The 18,508-nt window shown below is 67.2% G+C and carries 16 protein-coding genes and 1 tRNA gene; 7 read left to right on the plus strand and 10 right to left on the minus strand.

Annotated elements, in window-relative coordinates; all coding sequences use genetic code 11:
* Positions 1-236: 236 nt before the first annotated feature.
* From SB4_RS09550 to SB4_RS09575, 6 genes are all read right to left on the minus strand, one after another.
* Positions 237-869 carry a LolA family protein gene (locus SB4_RS09550; RefSeq protein ID WP_420893888.1) on the minus strand — a complete coding sequence of 211 codons (633 nt, stop codon included), beginning with the start codon at positions 867-869 and terminating at the stop codon, positions 237-239.
* A 65-nt stretch (positions 870-934) separates the two neighbouring features.
* Positions 935-2,335, minus strand: coding sequence for a carbohydrate porin (locus SB4_RS09555; RefSeq protein WP_058752397.1), 1,401 nt, complete (start codon positions 2,333-2,335; stop codon positions 935-937).
* Between the two features lie 125 nt (positions 2,336-2,460).
* Complete coding sequence (gene clpS / locus SB4_RS09560) at positions 2,461-2,799, minus strand: ATP-dependent Clp protease adapter ClpS (protein WP_058715306.1); 339 nt, start codon at positions 2,797-2,799, stop codon at positions 2,461-2,463.
* A gap of 228 nt (positions 2,800-3,027) precedes the next feature.
* On the minus strand, positions 3,028-6,321 hold the full coding sequence (locus tag SB4_RS09565; RefSeq protein ID WP_058752398.1) for an error-prone DNA polymerase: 3,294 nt from the start codon (positions 6,319-6,321) through the stop codon (positions 3,028-3,030).
* 151 nt (positions 6,322-6,472) lie between these two features.
* Positions 6,473-8,026: a Y-family DNA polymerase gene (locus tag SB4_RS09570; RefSeq protein WP_241488568.1), complete on the minus strand. Its 1,554-nt coding sequence runs from the start codon at positions 8,024-8,026 to the stop codon at positions 6,473-6,475.
* Positions 7,917-8,678, minus strand: coding sequence for an ImuA family protein (locus tag SB4_RS09575; RefSeq protein WP_058752399.1), 762 nt, complete (start codon positions 8,676-8,678; stop codon positions 7,917-7,919). The genes SB4_RS09570 and SB4_RS09575 overlap by 110 nt, the downstream gene beginning before the upstream one ends.
* Positions 8,679-8,808: 130 nt before the next feature.
* Here SB4_RS09575 and SB4_RS09580 point away from each other — a divergent pair.
* Positions 8,809-8,883 (plus strand) — tRNA-Gly (locus SB4_RS09580).
* Between the two features lie 123 nt (positions 8,884-9,006).
* Here SB4_RS09580 and SB4_RS09585 read toward each other — a convergent pair.
* Positions 9,007-9,402 carry a VOC family protein gene (locus SB4_RS09585; RefSeq protein WP_058734722.1) on the minus strand — a complete coding sequence of 132 codons (396 nt, stop codon included), beginning with the start codon at positions 9,400-9,402 and terminating at the stop codon, positions 9,007-9,009.
* A 357-nt stretch (positions 9,403-9,759) separates the two neighbouring features.
* Between SB4_RS09585 and SB4_RS09590 the strand changes: the two genes are divergently transcribed.
* On the plus strand, positions 9,760-10,242 hold the full coding sequence (locus SB4_RS09590; RefSeq protein ID WP_058752400.1) for a GNAT family N-acetyltransferase: 483 nt from the start codon (positions 9,760-9,762) through the stop codon (positions 10,240-10,242).
* 4 nt (positions 10,243-10,246) lie between these two features.
* Here the strand turns inward: SB4_RS09590 and SB4_RS09595 are convergent, their stop codons facing one another.
* The gene (locus SB4_RS09595; protein WP_058752401.1) at positions 10,247-10,996 is read right to left on the minus strand and encodes an SDR family NAD(P)-dependent oxidoreductase; all 750 of its coding nucleotides are present in this window, start codon (positions 10,994-10,996) and stop codon (positions 10,247-10,249) included.
* A 150-nt stretch (positions 10,997-11,146) separates the two neighbouring features.
* Between SB4_RS09595 and SB4_RS09600 the strand changes: the two genes are divergently transcribed.
* The gene (locus tag SB4_RS09600; protein ID WP_058752402.1) at positions 11,147-11,794 is read left to right on the plus strand and encodes a DsbA family oxidoreductase; all 648 of its coding nucleotides are present in this window, start codon (positions 11,147-11,149) and stop codon (positions 11,792-11,794) included.
* Positions 11,795-11,821: 27 nt separating this feature from the next.
* Complete coding sequence (gene msrB, locus SB4_RS09605) at positions 11,822-12,286, plus strand: peptide-methionine (R)-S-oxide reductase MsrB (RefSeq protein ID WP_058715257.1); 465 nt, start codon at positions 11,822-11,824, stop codon at positions 12,284-12,286.
* A 52-nt stretch (positions 12,287-12,338) separates the two neighbouring features.
* Here msrB and SB4_RS09610 read toward each other — a convergent pair whose 3' ends face one another.
* Complete coding sequence (locus SB4_RS09610; protein WP_058752403.1) at positions 12,339-13,268, minus strand: NAD(P)/FAD-dependent oxidoreductase; 930 nt, start codon at positions 13,266-13,268, stop codon at positions 12,339-12,341.
* 338 nt (positions 13,269-13,606) lie between these two features.
* Between SB4_RS09610 and katG the strand changes: the two genes are divergently transcribed.
* Both katG and SB4_RS09620 read left to right on the plus strand, forming a co-directional pair.
* A complete protein-coding gene (gene katG / locus SB4_RS09615) occupies positions 13,607-15,868 on the plus strand; it encodes a catalase/peroxidase HPI (RefSeq protein WP_058752404.1) in 2,262 nt (753 codons plus the stop codon).
* Between the two features lie 51 nt (positions 15,869-15,919).
* Positions 15,920-16,276, plus strand: a complete 357-nt coding sequence (locus SB4_RS09620; RefSeq protein WP_058752405.1) for a thiol-disulfide oxidoreductase DCC family protein — start codon at positions 15,920-15,922, stop codon at positions 16,274-16,276.
* Here SB4_RS09620 and SB4_RS09625 read toward each other — a convergent pair.
* On the minus strand, positions 16,273-17,046 hold the full coding sequence (locus SB4_RS09625) for a Crp/Fnr family transcriptional regulator (protein ID WP_058752406.1): 774 nt from the start codon (positions 17,044-17,046) through the stop codon (positions 16,273-16,275). The genes SB4_RS09620 and SB4_RS09625 overlap by 4 nt on opposite strands.
* Positions 17,047-17,172: 126 nt before the next feature.
* On the opposite strand from SB4_RS09625, the gene murA reads away from it, so the two are divergent.
* The gene (gene murA / locus SB4_RS09630; protein WP_058752407.1) at positions 17,173-18,453 is read left to right on the plus strand and encodes a UDP-N-acetylglucosamine 1-carboxyvinyltransferase; all 1,281 of its coding nucleotides are present in this window, start codon (positions 17,173-17,175) and stop codon (positions 18,451-18,453) included.
* Positions 18,454-18,508: the final 55 nt, after the last annotated feature.

Genomic DNA, 18,508 nt, shown 5'->3' on the forward strand with positions numbered 1-18,508 from the left:
ACACCCCTCCGACGCGCGATGCGCGCCACCTCCCCTTGCAGGGGAGAAATAAGTTCAGAAAAGGAAAGGCCCTCGCTCCGGGGGCATGGAGCGAGGGCCGACCTAGCGTTCGTCACGCAGGCGGGATGAGGGTGCTCATTCGAGCAACAGGGGGGAATCTCGAACGCCCCTCAACCGCAACGCCTTGATAGGCCAGCAAACCTGTCGCCCGGATGAATGAAACGGCCCGCGACCGTTCAGTTTCGGCCCGACCGCCTCTGCGGGTCGTTGAAACGGAACGCTTTATCGTCGACCGGCACGCCGAATCGCTGGTTCGACAGACGGATCGTCGTGCGGTTGTTCTGGCTGTCGAGCGCGACCCAGCCCTGCATCATCAACCCGCCCGGCGCGGAGGCATCGCGGGCGAAGACCAGGGTGATCTTGCCATATTCGGGGTGCTTGGGATCGTTCGCCTCGACCGAGACCAGTCGCGAATCGGCGCTGGGCACGACCTTGGCATAGCGGGAAATGTCACGCGTCGGGTCGAGCAATACGCCCAGCGGCGAGTTCTTGATCGGCCAGCGCTGCTTCTGCCCGACCGAATAGTCGAGGAACCACAGGCTGCCACCGTCCGCGACGATCAGCAGCGGCACGCCCTTTTCATATTGGAAGCGGATCTTGCCCGGCTTCTTCATGGTCAGCGTGCCGGTCAGCACCTTGCCCGCCCGGTCCTGCTGAGTGAAGTCGGCGGTCATCGTCTGCACCGATTGCAGGTGACGCTGCACCGCCGCCAGGTCGCCGCTCGCCTGGGCCATGGCGGGGACGGGGGCGGCGACCATCGCCATGGCGGTCGGCGCCATCAGGGCGGTCGCCATCATCGAACGGATCATATCAAACTCCTTTGGCGCGCCTGTCCTTGCGCGCCGCCTATTGAACGGGTCGTGAATCGCGCATGTTACAGGGTGAAGGCGGCCTTCAGCCCGACGATGGTGACGTCCTCGGCCTGCGAATAGCCGCCGGGATGATGGACGAACTGCACATTGGGCCGCATCTCCAGCCATTCGGCGGGGTGGATGCTATAATAGACTTCCGCGGCATATTCGGAGCCCTGCACGGCGGGCCGCGTCGGATCGAGGCGTTGGCCGTCCGCCACCCGATTGTTCACATGGGTCCGCGCCACGCCGAAGCCCAGCACGTCGCCCGGCACGGCGGGGACCAGCCCCTTGTAGAACAGGCCGGCGGCGATCTGGTTGTCGGTGACGCTGGTCGCGCGGTCGGCCTGGGTCGCGTTCAGGAAGACGCTGAGGCCGTTTTCCGCCTTGCCGTCCTTGGTCTCGCCGGTCAGCTGCTGCTGGATGTTGACGTACACGCCGTAGCGGCTGCTGCGCTCCAGCGGGGCCAGGCCGGTGATGGCGATGGGACGGCGATTGACGTCGAGGAACACGTCCGCCGCATCCGCCGTCGCGACCCAGCCGCCCAGCTTGTAGGACCCGATCTTTCCAGCGCTGGCATTGCGAATCCAGCCCACCTCGGCCGGGACCAGCACGCCGGTTGCGCCCTTGAAATGGCCGATGAAGAAGTCGTTGTCGAGGTTGCGCGGATTGATCTCATAGACCGCACCCTGGACGTACAGATCGTCGCGCGGTTCGTAGCGCAGCCTCGCGCCCCACTGGCTGACGGGCCAGTTCTGCCAATAGTCGCCGACCAGATTGCCCGGCTGCGCGCCGCAGAAGCTGAGGTTCATGAAATGGCACGAGAAAATGGCGAAATCTTCGCCCGGATTGGTGCGGCCCAGCTTCAGCTCGAACCGCTCGCCGATCCGCTGCTCGTACCAGAATTGGGTGAGGCGCAGGGTCTGGCCACGACCATAGACCTCCTGCACCTGCTGCAGCGTGCCCAGATTGGCATCGTCGCTGAGGTTGCGGCCACGCCGATAGGTGAGCGTCGCCTGGAACGCACCGCCCTTCAGCCCAAAGACCTTTTCCAGATCGAACAAGGCACCCGCGTCGAACTGGCCGGTCTCGCGGAACAGGGTCTTGCGGCCACCGGTGATATTGGCGGCGCTTTCCGAGGCATAGCGCGCGGTGACGGTGATGCCGCGCTCGTTCAGGCCGGTGCGGATCTTGTGCCAGTCGCCGATGATGCCGGGCGGCGGCGTCCGCCGCGTATCGGCGGTAATCGCGGAGGGCGCGCTATCCGACGGGCGGACCGGCAGGCGCCGTGTGGGTGGCCGCTGGGTGTCGCCCTCCGCACTGGTCGGCGCGGCGCGGGCAGCGGTGGGGACGGGATCGGTCGTCTGTTGCGGAGAAAAGGGGGCCGCCAGCAGCATGGGTGCCCAGCCCCAGATCATCGCCATCACACCAACCCCCTGTTTGCCCGAGACTTATCGTTGCGCAGGGCAAACGACCGGGCGGGGAAAAGGTGCCGTAAACGTCAAGCGATCGTCATCGACCCGCCAGCGTGGCGGGAGAGCCCAATGCCTCAGGCCTTCTCCAGCGTGCACTGGAGCGGATGCTGGTTCGCACGGGCGAAGTCGATCACCTGCGCCACCTTGGTCTCGGCGACTTCGTAGGAGAAGACGCCGCACACCCCGACACCGCGCTGATGAACGTGCAGCATCACGCGGGTCGCATCGTCCATGCTCATGCGGAAGAAGCGTTGCAGGCACAGCACGACGAATTCCATCGGCGTGTAATCGTCGTTCAGCATCAGCACGCGATAGGGCGTCGGCTGCTTGGTACGGGCACGGGTCCGCGTCGCGACACCCAGGCCGGTGCCGTCCTCGTCCCCATGGTCGTGACCCGGCCCATTGCCGGCCATCCCCAGGGGATGGGTGAGTAGATCGCTGTTCAGGGCCATGATGATGTAAAATATGGCATGGCGGGGGGTGGGCACAAGCCCTTGGAGGCCGAGGCGATCGGATAAATCGGGACGGGTCGGGGATAAACACCCTCACCCTTCCGGCGCTTCGCGCCTCCCTCCCTCTCCCATCGGGAGAGGGAGGGGCCCGCCCGCGCCAGCGGGTGGGAAGGGTGAGGGTGCTACGCCCTAATGGAAATCCCGCGACCGGGGCAGCAGGCGGACGTCGCGGGGGTGGACCCCGCGCTGGGCGACGGGCCCGCGCGGATCGTGCGAGCGGGTGGGCGCGGCGGGCACCTCCTCCAGCCGGGCCAGCATCGTGCTGCGATCCTCGACGCCCGCCGTCATCACATGGACGACGCCCTCCTCGCTCCGCTGCACGACGCCGTGGATCAGCATCAGCCGCGCCGCCATGACACTGCGCCGGTTGGCCTCGAAATCGCGCGCCCAGAGCAGCGCGTTGACGATGCCCGTTTCGTCCTCGATCGTGACGAAGATCGCATTGCCCTTGCCCGGCCGTTGGCGGACCAGCACCACCCCTGCCACCTTCACCCGCCGTCCGTCGCGCAAGTGCATCACATCGGCGGCGGACAGTACCCCCTCCGCCGCCAGTTCGGCGCGCAGGAACGCCATGGGATGGCCCTTCAGCGACAGGCGGGTGGCGCGGTAATCGGCGGTCACCTGTTCGGAAGGCGACATGGGCGGCAGGGTCACCGGCGGCTCGGCGGCCATTTCCGGGGCTTCCATCGCGGCGAACAGCGGCAGTTGCGCCGACTTCATCCGCCGCGCCTCCCACTGCCCCTCGCGCCGCCCGCGCCCCAGCGAGCGATAGGCGTCGCTCTGCGCCAGCAGGTCGAGCGCCCGGCGGGGGAGGTGGGCGCGAATCGCGACCGACTCGATGCTGTCATAGGGTGCGTGGGCGGCGATGGCCTTGCCCCACTCCTCGCGAAACCCGTCGACCTGCCGAAAGCCCAGCCGCAGCGCGAAGGCGCGGTCGCTACGGACCTCCAGCCGATTGTCCCAGCCGCTGTGATTCACATCGACCGGCCGCACCTCGACTTGGCCATTCTCGCGCGCGTCGCGGACGAGCTGGGCCGGGGCGTAGAATCCCATCGGCTGGGCGTTCAACAGCGCGCAGGTGAAGATCGCGGGCTGATGGCATTTCAGCCAGGCCGAGACATAAACCAGCCGCGCAAAGGACAGCGCATGGCTTTCGGGAAAGCCATAGGAGCCGAACCCCTCGATCTGCTTGAAACAGCGCTCGGCGAATTCGGGTTCGTAACCGCGGCGGACCATGCCGCCGACCATCTTCTCGCGAAAACCCTGGATGGTGCCGACGTTGCGGAACGTCGCCATCGCGCGGCGCAGGCCATTGGCTTCGTCGGGGGTGAATTTGGCGGCGACGATGGCCAGTTTCATCGCCTGTTCCTGGAACAGGGGCACGCCATAGGTGTCCTTCAGGATGGTCTTCAACTCGTCCGCATCCCCCTCCGACGGATGGGGAGAGGGATAGTCGACCTTCTCCTTCTCCGCCCGGCGACGCAGATAGGGGTGGACCATGTCGCCCTCGATGGGCCCCGGCCGCACGATCGCGACCTGCACCACCAGGTCGTAGAAGCGCTTCGGCTTCAGCCGGGGCAGCATGTTGATCTGCGCCCGGCTCTCCACCTGAAACACACCGATGCTGTCGCCCTTTTGCAGCATCTTGTAGACACGTTCGTCCTCGTCCTGCGCCAGCGTGTCGAGGTCGGGGCGGGCCAAGCCGTTCGCCGCCATCAGGTCGAACGCCTTGCGGATGCAGGTCAGCATCCCCAGCGCCAATATGTCGACCTTCATGATCTTCAGCTCGTCGATATCGTCCTTGTCCCATTCGATGAAGGTTCGTCCCTCCATCGCGCCGTTGTGGATCGGCACCGTCTCGTCGAGCCGTCCTTGCGTCAGCACGAAGCCGCCGACATGCTGCGACAAATGGCGCGGCGCCCCCAGCAGCCGGTCGACCAGCGTGCGCAGCCGCGCAATCTCGGGATTGTCGGGCGAGAAGCCGGTTTCGTGGAACCGCTTTTCCTCGAACTGTTTGGAAAAGCTGCCCCAGACGGTGCTGGTCAGCCGCTGGGTCACATCCTCGCTCAGCCCCAGCGCGCGGCCGACCTCGCGCACCGTGCTGCGCGGGCGATAATGGATGACGGTCGCGGCGATGGCGGCGCGGTGGCGGCCATAGCGGCCATAGATATACTGGATTACCTCCTCGCGCCGCTCATGCTCGAAGTCGATGTCGATATCGGGCGGCTCCTTGCGTTCGGTCGACACGAACCGGGAAAAGAGCAGGTCGTGCTTGGTCGGATCGACCGAGGTCACGCCCAAGAGCCAGCAGACCGCCGAATTGGCCGCCGAGCCTCGACCCTGGCAGAGAATGGGCTGCGGCCGACTGCGCGCGAACCGCACCACGTCGTGCACGGTCAGGAAATAATGGGCATACTCGCATTCGCGGATGAGGGTCAGTTCCTCGGCAAGCGTAGCCTGTAGCTTGTCGGGCACGCCATCGGGAAAGCGCTTTGCCGCCTCCCGCCGCACCAGTTCCTCCAGCCAGTCCTGCGCCTCCCACCCCTCGGGCACCGGCTCATGCGGATAGTCATAGGACAGGTGATCCAGCCGGAAGGTGATGCGGTCGAGGATCGCCATGCTCTCCTCCACCGCCCCCGGCCGGTCGGCGAACAGTCGCGCCATTTCGGCGGCAGGCTTCAGATGGCGTTCGGCATTGGCCGCCAGTCTTCGACCGCCGGTGCGGATGGTCAGCCCCTCGCGGATGCAGGTCAGTATATCCTGTACCGGTCGGTCTGCGGGCGTAGCGAACAGCGCGTCGGTGGTGGCGAGCAGTGGCACGCCCCGCGCCTCGGCCAAGGCGGCATGAGCCATCAGCCGCCGCCGGTCCGCCCCCGATCGCGGCATGGTCACGCCCAGCCAGACCCGCCCCGGCGCCACCGCCACCAGCCGGTCGAGCGTTGCCGACAGTCCCGGATCGGCGCGTTGCGGCGGCAGCATCGCGTCCGTCATCGGCTCGCAGGGCCTTGCCGAGGATTCGGGGAGCGCGATCAGCAGCAGGTCCTCGGCATGGCGGATCAGGTCGCCCAGCCCCAGGATGCAGCCGCCTTTCCGCGCCCGCTTGTTGCCCGTCGTCAGCAACCGGGTCAGCCGCCCCCAGCCGGTGCGATCAATGGGATAGGCGACGATATCCGGCGTTCCGTCGGCAAAGATGAGACGCGCGCCAACGACCAGCTCGAACGGCGGCATCCGGTCCCCGAGCTTTTCGCGGATTTCCCGCAGCGCCCGGTGGGCCCGCACCACCCCCGCCACCGTGTTGCGGTCGGCAATACCGATTCCGTCCAGCCCCAGCACGATCGCCTGCTGAACCATCACTTCCGCCGAGCTTGCCCCGTCGAGGAAGGAATAATGCGTCGCCGCGACCAATTCGGCGAAGTCGGACATTGGCTTCAATCCTCCCCGGTACGGGGAGGGGGACCATGCGCAGCATGGTGGAGGGGGCGTGCCGCTGGGTACGTCCCTTGCGGCACGCCCCCTCCGTCAGCGCTCCGCGCTGCCACCTCTCCGTGCCGAGGAGGATCGTGGCGACCTCCCCTCACGCGAACAGCCCGTGGACATACCAGCGCGGCCGCTCGGTTTCCGAATACAGCCCATGGCGGAAGATCCAGAAGCGCCGTCCGCGCACATCCTCGACCCGGTAATAGTCGCGGGTCGGCGGGGCCATGTCCGCCCGCCGCCACCATTCGCCTGCGATCCGCTCCGGCCCTTCCGCGCGCGCCACGTCGTGCAATTTCCGCCGCCAGCGAAAGCGCGCAGGCGGGCCGTCCGGCGTCTCGGCGGCGAGCGATTCGATCGGCTGGGGCGGATCGAACAGGTGAATCGGGCGCGACGGCGGCTCGCCTGGTTGGGGTTGCGTCCATTCCGCTTTGGGCGGCGTCTCGGTCGCAGGCAGCAGCAATTCGGCCTGTTCGGGAATATGGCTGTCGCGCGGATGGATGCGTCGCACCCGCTCGCGACCCAGCCGCGTGCCCAGCCGGTCGATCAGCGCGGCGACCGCCTCCGACTTGGCTTCACCGCCTTCCAAGCGCAGCTGCACCGCGTCGAGCTTCTCGGCCAGCCCGACATCCAGCCGGATCAGGTCATAGCCAAATCCGGGGTCGAGCGGATCGGCCAGCGCCTCGATCCGCTCGCGGAACAGGCGCAGCAGGACGGCGGGGTCGCGCGTCGGCTGGCCCGTCTCGACCCGCAGGCCCTGGACCTCGCCATCCGCGCGAAACAGCCGCGCGTCCCAGCGGCGGCCGCCTTCATGCCGCTCCTCCAGCCGTCGCGCCGCTTCACCCGCCAGTTCCTCCAGCACGCCCAGCATATGCTCGGTCCGCGCCACCGGCTCGGCAAAGCGGCGCTCCACGCCGATCGGCGCGGCGACGACGCGCGGGGTCAGCGGGCTGTCCTCCTCCCCGGTTAGCCGCCGCAGTGCGGTCGCCGCCTCGCGACCGAATCGCGCCGCGATCGTCGCCATCGGTCGGGCCAGCACGTCGCCGACCGACTTCAGCCCCGCCGCGACCAGCGCCGCGCAGCCGTCCTCGTCCAGCTCCAGCGCGGCGACGGGCAGGCGGCGAATCGCCCCCATCTCGTCCGGGGCGGGCGCGCCCGCATGACGGGCCAATGCCCGCGCCGCCTCGGGCGTGTCGCCATAGGCCAGCCGTACGGTCAGGCCGCGCCGCGCCATGCGCATCTCGATATCCTCGGCCAGCCCCCGCTCGCCACCGAACAGATGGTCCGCCCCCGCACTGTCGATCACCAGTCCCTGCGGTGGATCGAGCGCCACCGCCGGGCTGTAGCGCCGTGCCCCTTCGGCCAGCCGTTCCAGCCAGTCGGCATCGGCGGCGGGATCGTGCGGATAGATTTCGATCTCCGGTACCCGCGCGCGCGCATCGGCGAGACTCAGCCCGACCGACAGCCCCGCCGCGACCGCCGCCGGATCGAGCGCAGCCAGGCGAATCGCCCCACCGACCGATTCGGCAAAGGCAATGGGCGCGTCACCCCGCGCCACGAACAGGTGCGGGCGGCGTGCCCGCAACCGCTCGATCGGCAACCAGGGGAAGACGAGCGCCAGATAGCGGCGCGGGATCGAAGCTTTGCGTGTCACGGTTCCACTCCACGCGCCACCGGGCGCCCGCGGGCCCTCCCCGTCGGCGCAGCAATTCCAGATCATAGGCGGGGGCGCCCGGCGCATCGGCGGCCAAGGCGCGGGACGGCGCGGCGGCGACCGACCAGCGGGTCGCCGCGGCACTGGGCACGACCTGCCCCCCGACGCGCAACAGGATCATCAGCACGCCCGAGGCTTCGGCCGCCAGCATTAACCGGCGTGAGGCGGTCAGGTCCATCCCGCGCATCGCGCCCCAGCCCTCGGCAATGACGCTGCCCAGCCCCGGACAGCGCGCGCCATCGGCGGCGGCGCGCAGCAGCGCCGAATCATCGGCGACGACCACCACGACCAGATCGTCGGGATCGAGCCCCATGGCGAGCAGCCCCGGCCCATGGAGTCGCCCGCCCTGTCGCTCGGCCGCTTCGGTGCGCAACCACAGGACCGGCCGGGCCTGTGCGGCCAGGACACAGCCGATCGCCAACCCCGCGCCGCTGGCCGCTTCCCCCAGTGAAAGCGCATGGATTTCATGCAGTTGCGCAGGGGGCAGGCGCGGCATACCCCCCGTCCGCTCCGCCGCCTCCCCCGATCGTCCACGCGCCGACCGCGCGGCGGCACCACGCAGGCGATCGATCAGGGCGAAGGGCTCCTCCATATATGTTCTTGTAATGTTCTCTTGGTGGAGTCGCCAATGTAAAATTTCTGAAAAAAGGGCTTGCCGGTTCGGAAACCCCCATCTATTAGCGCGCCTCACCCCAGCCGGTTCGCCGGTTCGGAACGCCAGAGCGGGCGTAGCTCAGGGGTAGAGCACAACCTTGCCAAGGTTGGGGTCGAGGGTTCGAATCCCTTCGCCCGCTCCAGTTTCTCCAGGCATTGCCATGGGGGTAAGAACGGTCCTTCGGGGCCGTTTTTTTGTGTCCGTCGCATTCCCCCGGTGGACGAAGAAGCAGCCGGGCCGCCCTTTTCACCCAGCATGAATCGCGTCAGTCGAAGGGTGCCATCACGTCGGCAGGGTGCTTGTGCGCGTGCTCGACATATTCGACCAGCATGCCATCGGGATGCCGGACCAGCATGTTGCGCCCGGTCGGCACCGATTTCGGTGGCTCGACGATGATGCTGCCGGTCGTTGGGAGGTGCGCGGCGAAGCCATCCAGATCCTCGACCATGAAGGTCGCCCCGGTGGCGCGGAACGGCGCCAGGCTTTCGTCGGTGCCCGCGATGAACAGGATCGAGGCGACCTGTGCGAGCTTCAGGTCATAGTCGGGATAGTCGAACGTCAGGCGGCGCTTCTGCCCGATCAATTCCTCGTAGAAGGCGACGGCCGCGTCGATGGCGTCGAGCGGCAGGTAGCGGCGGACCAGGATGTTCAGGATACGCATGGTGGCGATTCTCCGAAGATGGGATGCGTCACATAGGTGGCCAGGCGGCGTTGAGCGCGTCGAGGTTCACCGTGGCACGCTTCACCGCGACGAGGCCCGCCAGCGGTCCGTGCGGGGAAACCGGCATTCTTAAATCAGCCATGCCCTCTTCGTCGCATCCGCAGATGACGTTTCGATGGAAGATGGCGATGCCGCGAGTGGCGCTCCCGACGGATTCGTCGGGAACGGAGCATGGGTCTGTCCTCACCCTTCGGCTCGGTTTCCTATGGTGCTGCGCTACGTTGAACGGGCGAGCCCCGCCATCTGTCGAAATCCGGGATTGCGGGCCTGCGAAACCTGGCGGAAAGGATTTGACCCATGCTCATCCGCCCCGCTCTTCCCCACGACGCCGCCGCCATCGCCGCGATCATCCTGCCGGTGATCCGCGCTGGCGAGACCTATGCACTGGACCGCGCCATGTCGGAGGAGGCGGCGACCGCGTACTGGCTGGCCGACGACAAGACGGTGTTTGTGGCGGAGGAGGACGGCGCCATCCTCGGCACCTATTACTTACGCGCCAATCAGGCGGGGGGCGGGGATCACGTCGCCAATGCGGGCTATATGACCAGTCCCGCCGCGCGTGGGCGCGGTGTCGCGCGGGCGATGGCGTTGCATTCCTTCGATCAGGCCCGGGCGCAGGGCTTTGCCGCGATGCAGTTCAACTTCGTGGTCGCCAGCAACGAGGCCGCCGTGCATCTGTGGACGGCGCTGGGCTTCGCGACGGTCGGGCGGGTGCCGGGGGCGTTCCGGCACCCGCGCCTGGGGGCGGTCGATGCGCTGGTGATGCACCGACCGCTCTGAGCGCTTATCCCGCGCGCGCGACCTGGAAGCCCGCAAAGGACTGGCTGACCGGCATCAGTTCCAGCCGGTTGATGTTCAGGTGCGGCGGCAGTTGCGCCACCCAGAGCAGGGTCGCGGCGATGTCCTCGGCGGTCATCGGGTCGGAGCCCGCATAGAGCGCGTCCGACGCCGCCTGGTCGCCGCCGGTGCGGATGGTGGTGAATTCGGTCTCGACCATGCCCGGCTCGATCGAGGTGACGCGCACGCCCTTGCCATGCAGGTCGGCGCGCAGGTTCAGCGAGAATTGCTTCACGAACGCCTTGGTCCCGCCATAGACGTTGCCGCCGGTATAGGGATAGTTGGCCGCGACCGAGGACAGGTTGATGATCCCGCCGCGCCGCTCGATCAGCCGAGGCAAAAGCCGATGGGTGATGGTGATGAGGCCGTCGATGTTGGTCGCGATCATCGTCCGCCACTGGGCCAGGTCGCTGTCCTGTGCGGGCTTGGTGCCCAGCGCCAGCCCGGCATTGTTGATCAGCCAGTCGATCCCGGCGAACGCTTCGGGCAAACCGGCCAGCGCGGCATCCAGCGCGTCCTCGTCGGTGATGTCGAAGGCGAGCGGATGGAACGCCTCGCCCAGCTCGTCGGCCAGCGCCTGAAGCCGGTCGGCGCGGCGGCCGGTCCCGATGACCCGCCATCCGGCGGCAACAAAGGCGCGGGCGGTCCCTGCACCGATCCCGGCGGTCGCACCGGTGACGAGAACTGTCTTGGTCATGCTGTCATCTCCTTCGGGCAGACGGGGGCGCTGTAGCGCGGCCTGCCCATCGCATCAAAAGGGCGATGGGCGCGGATGCGTTCCCCCCTTTGTGAAGCGGATCAGCATCCCCACATGAGGGTTCGCTTTCCCCTCGACCCAGGATTCCCCATGCCCCGCCGCTTGCGTATCGACTTCGTGTCCGACATTTCCTGCCCCTGGTGCATCATCGGCCTGCGCGGGCTGGAGATCGCGCTGGAGCGGATGGGCGATGCGGTGGAGGCCGATATCCATTTCCAGCCCTTCGAGCTGAACCCCGCCATGGCGCCCGAAGGCGAGAATATCGTCGAGCATATCGGCCGCAAATATGGCGCGACGCCCGAACAGTCCGCCGCCAACCGCGCCAATATCCGCGAGCGGGCGGCCTCGGTCGGGTTCACCATGGCGATGGCCGACGATGCGCGCATCTATAACAGTTTCGATGCGCACCGCCTGCTCCACTGGGCGGAGGGCGAGGGCAAGCAGGCCGCGCTGAAGCACGCGCTGTTCGAGAGCTATTTCACGCATGGGCAGGATATCTCCAGTCATGACGTGCTGATCGCCGCCGCCGCCCGCACCGGGTTGCCCGAGGATGAAGCGCGCGAAGTCCTCTCGTCCGACCGCTACGCCGATGAGGTGCGCGAGGCGGAGCGGCTGTGGCAGGGCAAGGGCATCCAGTCGGTGCCCGCCATCGTCATCGACAACCGTTACCTGATTTCGGGCGGACAGCCGCCCGAAGCGTTCGAGCAGGCGCTGCGCCAGATCGTCGCCGAAGCCTGACAACATCCCGAAAAAGGAGACCCCCCCATGGCCGACACCCGTTATGCCAAGACCGAGGAAGCCTTGTCGCGGCTGACCCCCGAGCAATTCTACGTCACCCAGCAAAGCGGGACCGAGCGTCCCGGCACCGGCGAATATCTGCATACGCGCGAGCCGGGCCTGTATGTCGACATCGTGTCGGGCGAACCGCTGTTCGCCTCCGCCGACAAGTTCGATTCGCATTGCGGCTGGCCCAGCTTCACCCGGCCGATCGAGCCCGCCCATGTCAACGAACTGACCGATACCACCCATGGCATGGTGCGCACCGAGGTGCGTTCGGCGCATGGCGACAGCCATCTGGGCCATGTCTTCCCCGACGGTCCGCGCGATCGCGGCGGCCTGCGCTACTGCATCAACTCCGCCTCGCTGCGCTTCGTGCCGCTCGAGGAGATGGAGGAGCAGGGCTACGGGGACTATGTCGATCAGGTCCGCCGCGCGTCGGACGAGGGGTAAATCACTCACACCCGACAGGGCATGATCCCTGTCGGGTGTGAGCTTCTATCGGTCAGAGCAGCGCCTCGGCCGCCTGCCGTCCGGACAGCCAGGCGCTTTCCACGCGAGGGGCCAGCAGCCAGTCGCCGCAGGCGGCCAGCCTGATATCGGGCCGCACATAGGCACCCACCGCCGCCTTGCCCGACCGGGCATAGCGCCAGCGATGTGCCGCCGCATAAGCCGGAGAGGGGAGGGTGCCGACCCGCTCCTCCAGCGCGCGCAACAGCGAGGCGGTGACCGAAGTCGTGTCGCTTTCCAGATGCCGCCGCGACCAGTCCGGCGTGGCATGGATGGTCCAGGCTTCTCCACTGTCGCGCCCCGGCTTGGCGGTGTTGCGTGCGGCCCAGTCGATCGGCTCGCCGGTCGCCACGATATCGGGAGCGGAAAGCCGCGTTTCAAAGCCCAGCATGACGGTCCAGCAGGGTGCCGAAGGATGGGCTTCGGCCAGCCGGGCCAGGGCCGGGTCATGCGACTGGGCCAAAGCCGGAACCTGCTCGGCGGGCAGGGCCAGGATCACCGCGTCATAGGGGCCCTCGCGCCCCGCATCATGGACGAGCCACCAGCGCTGCCCGTCGCGAACCAGTTCGCGGATATGCGTCGACCAGCGGGGCGCGAGCGGTTCGGCCATATGCGACAGAACTTTGCTCATGCCGGGTATGCCGACCCAGGCGTCGTCGCCCGCCGCGGGCCAGCGCGCGGCCACGCCGCCCCGCTCCCACTGCGCGACTTGCGCGACGAAGCCGGGATCGCGCGCCGTCATATATTGCGCACCATAGTCGAAGGCGAAGGACAGACCCTCGGCCGTCACCGTCTTGCTCGCCATGCGTCCGCCGGGGCGGCGACCCTTGTCGAACGACGCTACCCGCCATCCCGCTTCCACCAGCCGCGCGGCGCAGGCCAGTCCGGCCATGCCCGTCCCGATGACCGCTGCCGATCGGATCATGTCGCTGCTCCTCCATCCCCATGCGGCAAGGCCCGTGCGGTGGGGGATTGGCGGCAACGGGTATCCAGGAAAGCACTTCAACGTCCCAATATCGGGACTGATCCAGACTAATTTTTTCCGTAGATCGCGGTATTTCCAAGGATCGACGCGGGCGGCGCAACGTTGTCGGGGCGGATGAGCGGCGGATGGTGCCCGCTCCAGGAAAGATCCGGCCGCCGATGTTCATGACATCAGGGACATGATCCTCACCAAATGGGGTGGGATGACGGGCTTGACTGTCCGTCATGATGTCTTGCCGCGTGCCGTTTCGATCCGATCAACGCCGAAGAGGTTGAGCCATGGAAGACTATAAGACGGTACTCGCGGGCAAATGCCCCTTTGGCGGCGATCGGATCGGCGGCGCCTTCACCACGCCGCCGACACTGGCCGAATGGTATCCCAACCGCCTGCGCGTCGAGCAACTGCACCGCCATGGGCCGCGCGCCAATCCGCTGGGCGAGGATTTCGACTATCGCGCCGCATTCGCCAAGATCGACCTCGATGCGCTGAAGGCCGAGATCAAGCGCTTCCTGACCAGCTCGGTCGCGTGGTGGCCGTCCGACTATGGCAATTACGGGCCGCAGATGATCCGCATGTCGTGGCACTCGGCGGGCAGCTATCGCATCGCCGACGGGCGCGGCGGCGCGGGTGAGGCGATGCAGCGTTTCGCGCCGATCAACAGCTGGTGGGACAATGGCAATGTCGACAAGTCGCGTCGCCTGCTCTGGCCGATCAAGCAGAAATACGGCGCGGCGCTCTCTTGGGCCGATCTGATCGTCCTGACCGGCAATTGTTCGCTCGAGATCATGGGGCTGCCGACCTATGGTTTCGGCGGCGGGCGCGAGGATGCGTGGGAAGCCGATGACGCCACCTATTGGGGGCCCGAAGCCTTCGACATGACCAAGGTCGATTCGTTCGACGAGATGGTCAATCGCGACAAGCGCTGGCGCGGCCAGAATGGCGACGCGGATTATGATCTGGAGCAGCCGCTGGCCGCCTCGCACCAGTCGCTCATCTATGTGAACCCCGAAGGCCCCTATGCCAGCGGCGATCCGATGGCCTCGGCGCGTGACATCCGCATCACCTTCACCCGCATGGCGATGAACGACGAGGAGACGGTGGCGCTGATCGCGGGCGGCCATGCCTTCGGCAAGAGCCATGGCATGGTGAAGGCCGACCGCATCGGCGCGCCGCCCGAGATCGCCGCGATCGAGGAGATGGGGCTGGGCTGGCACAACCCGGAAGGCACCGGCAATGCCGAGTTCACCATGACCAACGGCATCGAGGGCAGCTGGACCCAGAACCCGACCCAATGGGACAATAGCTATCTCGAAAACCTGCTCGGCCTGGAGTGGGAACAGACCCGCAGTCCTGCGGGCGCGCTGCAATGGACGCCGGTCAGCGGTGACGCGCCCCGCACGCCGGATGCGCATATCGAAGGCCAGACCCATGCGCTGATGATGATGACCAGCGACATCGCGCTGAAGGTCGATCCCATCTATCGCCCCATCTGCGAGCGGTTCCTGACCGACTTCGACTATTTCACCGAGCAATTTTCCAAGGCTTGGTACAAGCTGACCCACCGCGACATGGGGCCGCGCGAGCGTTATGTCGGGCCCGAGGTCACGATCGAGCCCGACCTGCTCTGGCAGGACCCGATCCCCGAGCGGGATTACGAGCTGGTCGATACGGCCGACATCGCGACCCTGAAGCAGCGGATTCTCGACAGCGGCCTGTCGGTGCCGGATCTGGTGTTCACCGCCTTTTCTGCGGCGGTCACGTACCGCGATAGCGACAAGCGCGGCGGCGCGAACGGTGCGCGCCTGGCGCTTGCCCCGCAAAAGGACTGGGCGGTCAATCGTCGCACCGTGCCTGTCATCGCCAAGCTCCGCGATATCATGGGCGCGTTCAACGACAGTGCGAGCGGCGGCAAGCGTGTGTCGCTGGCCGACCTGATCGTGCTGGGCGGCACGGCGGCGGTCGAAAAGGCGGCGGCGGATGCGGGCGTGGCGGAGGCGGTGGCGTTCACCGCCGGGCGTCGCGATACTACCGACGCACTGACCGATGCCGACAGCTTCGAATGGCTGAAGCCGGTGGTCGACGGTTTCCGCAACTATGTCGACGATCAGTTCGACACCATCACCCAGGGCCGCGTCGCGCCGGAGGAGCTGTTCCTCGACAAGGCGGCGCTGCTGAAGCTGAGCGCGCCCGAATGGGTGGTGCTGACCGGCGGCCTCCGCGCGCTGGGCGCGAACTGGGACGAGAGCGAGGCGGGTGTGTTCACCGACCGGGTGGGTGTGCTGAGCAACGATTTCTTCCGCGTGCTGACCAGCATGGACTATTTCTGGACCAAGCAGGACGAGGCGGGCTTGCGCTTCACCCTGGATGACCGGGACTCGGGCGAGAAGCGTTATACCGCGACGCGCAACGACCTGATCTTCGGCGCCAATTCGCAGCTGCGCAACATCGCGGAGTTCTACGCCGCCGAGGACGGCCATCCCCGGATGGTCCGCGACTTCGTGCGCGTGTGGAACAAGGTGATGACCGCCGACCTGTTCTGATGGTGGTGGCGGCCCGGTAATGATCGGGCCGCCCTTGCCGGAAAGGGGGAGATGACGACCGTCACCGTCTGGTATGATGCCGCCTGTCCGCTGTGCCGCCGCGAGATCGCGCTGATGCGGCGGCTGGACCGGCGCGGGCGGATCGCATTCGTGGCCATCGGCGGCGATGGGCCGGACCAGTGCCCGATCGAGCGCGACACACTGCTTGCGCGTTTTCATGCGCGCGAGGAGGGGCGGATGCTGTCGGGCGCGGCGGCCTTTGCCGCGATGTGGCGGGCGATCCCGTTGTTGCGACCGCTGGGACTGGCGGCACGCTCGCCATGGGTGCTGGCGCTGCTCGAGCGGGGCTATCGTCGTTTCCTGAAAGTCCGGCCCCGGTTGCAGCGCTGGGCGGGCGGCCGGTCTTAACGCCCCGTCGGCAACCAGCTGAGATCCAGCCCCTCGAACCGGTCAATATAGCGCGCCTCGCGCACCAGTCGTGCTTCGTCGAGCAGGTGGACGCGGCCGCCCTCGCGCTTGATCAGCGCCTCGTCCTCCAACTGGCGCAGCATCCGGTTCACATGCACCGCGGTCAGGCCGATCGCGTCGCCCATCTCTTCCTGGGTCAGGCCGGGGGCAAAGGACGCGCCGACATCCATGCCCGCCTGGCGCATCTGACCACGCAGCGACAGGAGCAGCGTCGCCACCCGCGCCCGCGCCGAGGTTCGGCCCAGCCCCGCCAGCCGATCGGTGGTGATGACCCGCTCGATCTGGTTGAGCACCAGGATCAGGCTGAGCAGACGGGGATGATCGGTCGCTAGCATCCCGATCTGCGACCGGTCGAAGGGACAGACGACCGCGTTCGACACTGCCACCACCGTATCGGGCGAGCGGCCATAGATCAGCGCCGAGAGTGCGAAGAGATCGCCGGGAAACAGGAAGCGGACGATCTGGCGACTGCCATCGTCGAGCAGGACATAGCACATCAACATGCCCTGCTGCACGACGAACAGCTCCTCGCCGCGCATCTGTTCGTCCATCAACACCGTACCGCGTCGGATCGCCCGAGGGCGTTCCTCCAGTCGCGACAGCGTGGCGCGTTCGGCCGGGGTCAGCGAAACCCATTTGTCCAGGCGATCCGCAAGCCCGAAATTCGACACCAGCACCTCATCCCCCGAGCGGACGAGTGCCTTAGCCATCAAGGGCGGGTGGCCGCATTAATATGTATCAACCGTGTCTTTTCTTGGGACCGGGCGGAGTTTTGCCGGTCCCGGCCCGCCGCGACCCTTGGCGGTGGCGCGCGGCTGGGCTAGGACGACCGGTCTATGGACCGTATCCTTATTCGCGGCGGCAACCGGCTGTCGGGCCGCCTGAAGATCTCGGGCGCAAAGAACGCCGCGCTCACTTTGATGCCCTGCGCGATCCTGACCGACGAACCGGTCACGCTGCGCAACTTGCCGCGCCTGGCCGATGTCGACGGGTTCGGCCATCTGCTGAACCAGATCGGCGCATCGACCCGTGTCGAGGGGACGCGGCCCGAAGATTTCGGCCGGGTCATGACGATCCGGGCGGGCCAGCTCTTCTCGACCGAGGCGCCGTACGACATCGTGCGCAAGATGCGCGCGTCGATCCTGGTGCTCGGCCCGATCCTGGCGCGCGCGGGCGAGGCGCGGGTGTCGCTGCCCGGCGGCTGCGCGATCGGCAACCGTCCGATCGACCTTCACCTGAAGGCGCTGGAAGCGATCGGCGCGGAGATCGAGCTGACCGCCGGTTACGTGAAGGCCAGCGCGCCCGGCGGCCGCCTATCGGGCGGACGCTATACCTTCCCGGTGGTGTCGGTCGGCGCGACCGAGAATGCGCTGATGGCGGCGGTGACTGCCAAGGGCACCTCGGTGCTAGGCAATGCCGCGCGCGAGCCCGAGATTGTCGACCTGTGCCGCCTGCTGATCGCGATGGGTGCGCGGATCGACGGCATCGGTACAGAAACGCTGACCATCGAGGGTGTCCACCGGCTGCACGGCGCGACCTATTCGGTGATGCCCGATCGGATCGAGGCGGGCAGCTATGCCTGTGCCGCAGCGATTACCGGCGGCGACCTGGAACTGGTCGGCGCCTGTGCCGATGACATGCGCGCAACGCTCTCGGCGCTGACCGAGGCGGGCGTGACGGTCGAGGAAAGCCGCGATTCGATCCGCGTGAAGGCCGATGGTTCGCTCCAGCCGCTGACCCTGTCGACCGCACCCTATCCGGGTTTCGCCACCGACATGCAGGCGCAGTTCATGGCGATGTTGTGCAAGGCCGAGGGCACCAGCACCCTGACCGAGACGATCTTCGAGAACCGTTACATGCACGTGCCCGAGCTGGCGCGGATGGGCGCGGACATCCAGGTCCATGGCCGCACCGCAATGGTGAAGGGCGTGAACAAGCTGACCGGCGCGCCGGTGATGGCAACCGACCTGCGCGCTTCGATGAGCCTGATCCTCGCCGGTCTGGCCGCCGAGGGCGAGACGTCGGTGTCCCGCGTCTATCACCTCGACCGGGGTTACGAACGTCTGGAAGAGAAGCTGTCGGCCGTCGGTGCCGATATCGAGCGCGTCGGCGACTGACCAAAATCCTCCCCGGCACGGGGAGGGGGACCACCGCGCAGCGGTGGTGGAGGGG

Origin of the sequence: Sphingomonas sanguinis, assembly GCF_001476905.1 — a bacterium.
GTDB classification, from domain to species: Bacteria; Pseudomonadota; Alphaproteobacteria; order Sphingomonadales; family Sphingomonadaceae; genus Sphingomonas; species Sphingomonas sanguinis_B.

Coding starts and splice junctions, on each gene's coding strand:
- SB4_RS09550 (WP_420893888.1), bottom strand. CDS start 869: ATGATCCGTTCGATGATGGCGACCGCCCTGATGGCGCCGACCGCCATG.
- katG (WP_058752404.1), top strand. CDS start 13,607: ATGGAAGACTATAAGACGGTACTCGCGGGCAAATGCCCCTTTGGCGGC.
- SB4_RS09620 (WP_058752405.1), top strand. CDS start 15,920: ATGACGACCGTCACCGTCTGGTATGATGCCGCCTGTCCGCTGTGCCGC.
- SB4_RS09590 (WP_058752400.1), top strand. CDS start 9,760: ATGCTCATCCGCCCCGCTCTTCCCCACGACGCCGCCGCCATCGCCGCG.
- clpS (WP_058715306.1), bottom strand. CDS start 2,799: ATGGCCGGCAATGGGCCGGGTCACGACCATGGGGACGAGGACGGCACC.
- SB4_RS09565 (WP_058752398.1), bottom strand. CDS start 6,321: ATGTCCGACTTCGCCGAATTGGTCGCGGCGACGCATTATTCCTTCCTC.
- SB4_RS09625 (WP_058752406.1), bottom strand. CDS start 17,046: ATGGCTAAGGCACTCGTCCGCTCGGGGGATGAGGTGCTGGTGTCGAAT.
- murA (WP_058752407.1), top strand. CDS start 17,173: ATGGACCGTATCCTTATTCGCGGCGGCAACCGGCTGTCGGGCCGCCTG.
- SB4_RS09555 (WP_058752397.1), bottom strand. CDS start 2,335: ATGGCGATGATCTGGGGCTGGGCACCCATGCTGCTGGCGGCCCCCTTT.
- SB4_RS09575 (WP_058752399.1), bottom strand. CDS start 8,678: ATGGAGGAGCCCTTCGCCCTGATCGATCGCCTGCGTGGTGCCGCCGCG.
- SB4_RS09595 (WP_058752401.1), bottom strand. CDS start 10,996: ATGACCAAGACAGTTCTCGTCACCGGTGCGACCGCCGGGATCGGTGCA.
- SB4_RS09600 (WP_058752402.1), top strand. CDS start 11,147: ATGCCCCGCCGCTTGCGTATCGACTTCGTGTCCGACATTTCCTGCCCC.
- SB4_RS09610 (WP_058752403.1), bottom strand. CDS start 13,268: ATGATCCGATCGGCAGCGGTCATCGGGACGGGCATGGCCGGACTGGCC.
- msrB (WP_058715257.1), top strand. CDS start 11,822: ATGGCCGACACCCGTTATGCCAAGACCGAGGAAGCCTTGTCGCGGCTG.
- SB4_RS09585 (WP_058734722.1), bottom strand. CDS start 9,402: ATGCGTATCCTGAACATCCTGGTCCGCCGCTACCTGCCGCTCGACGCC.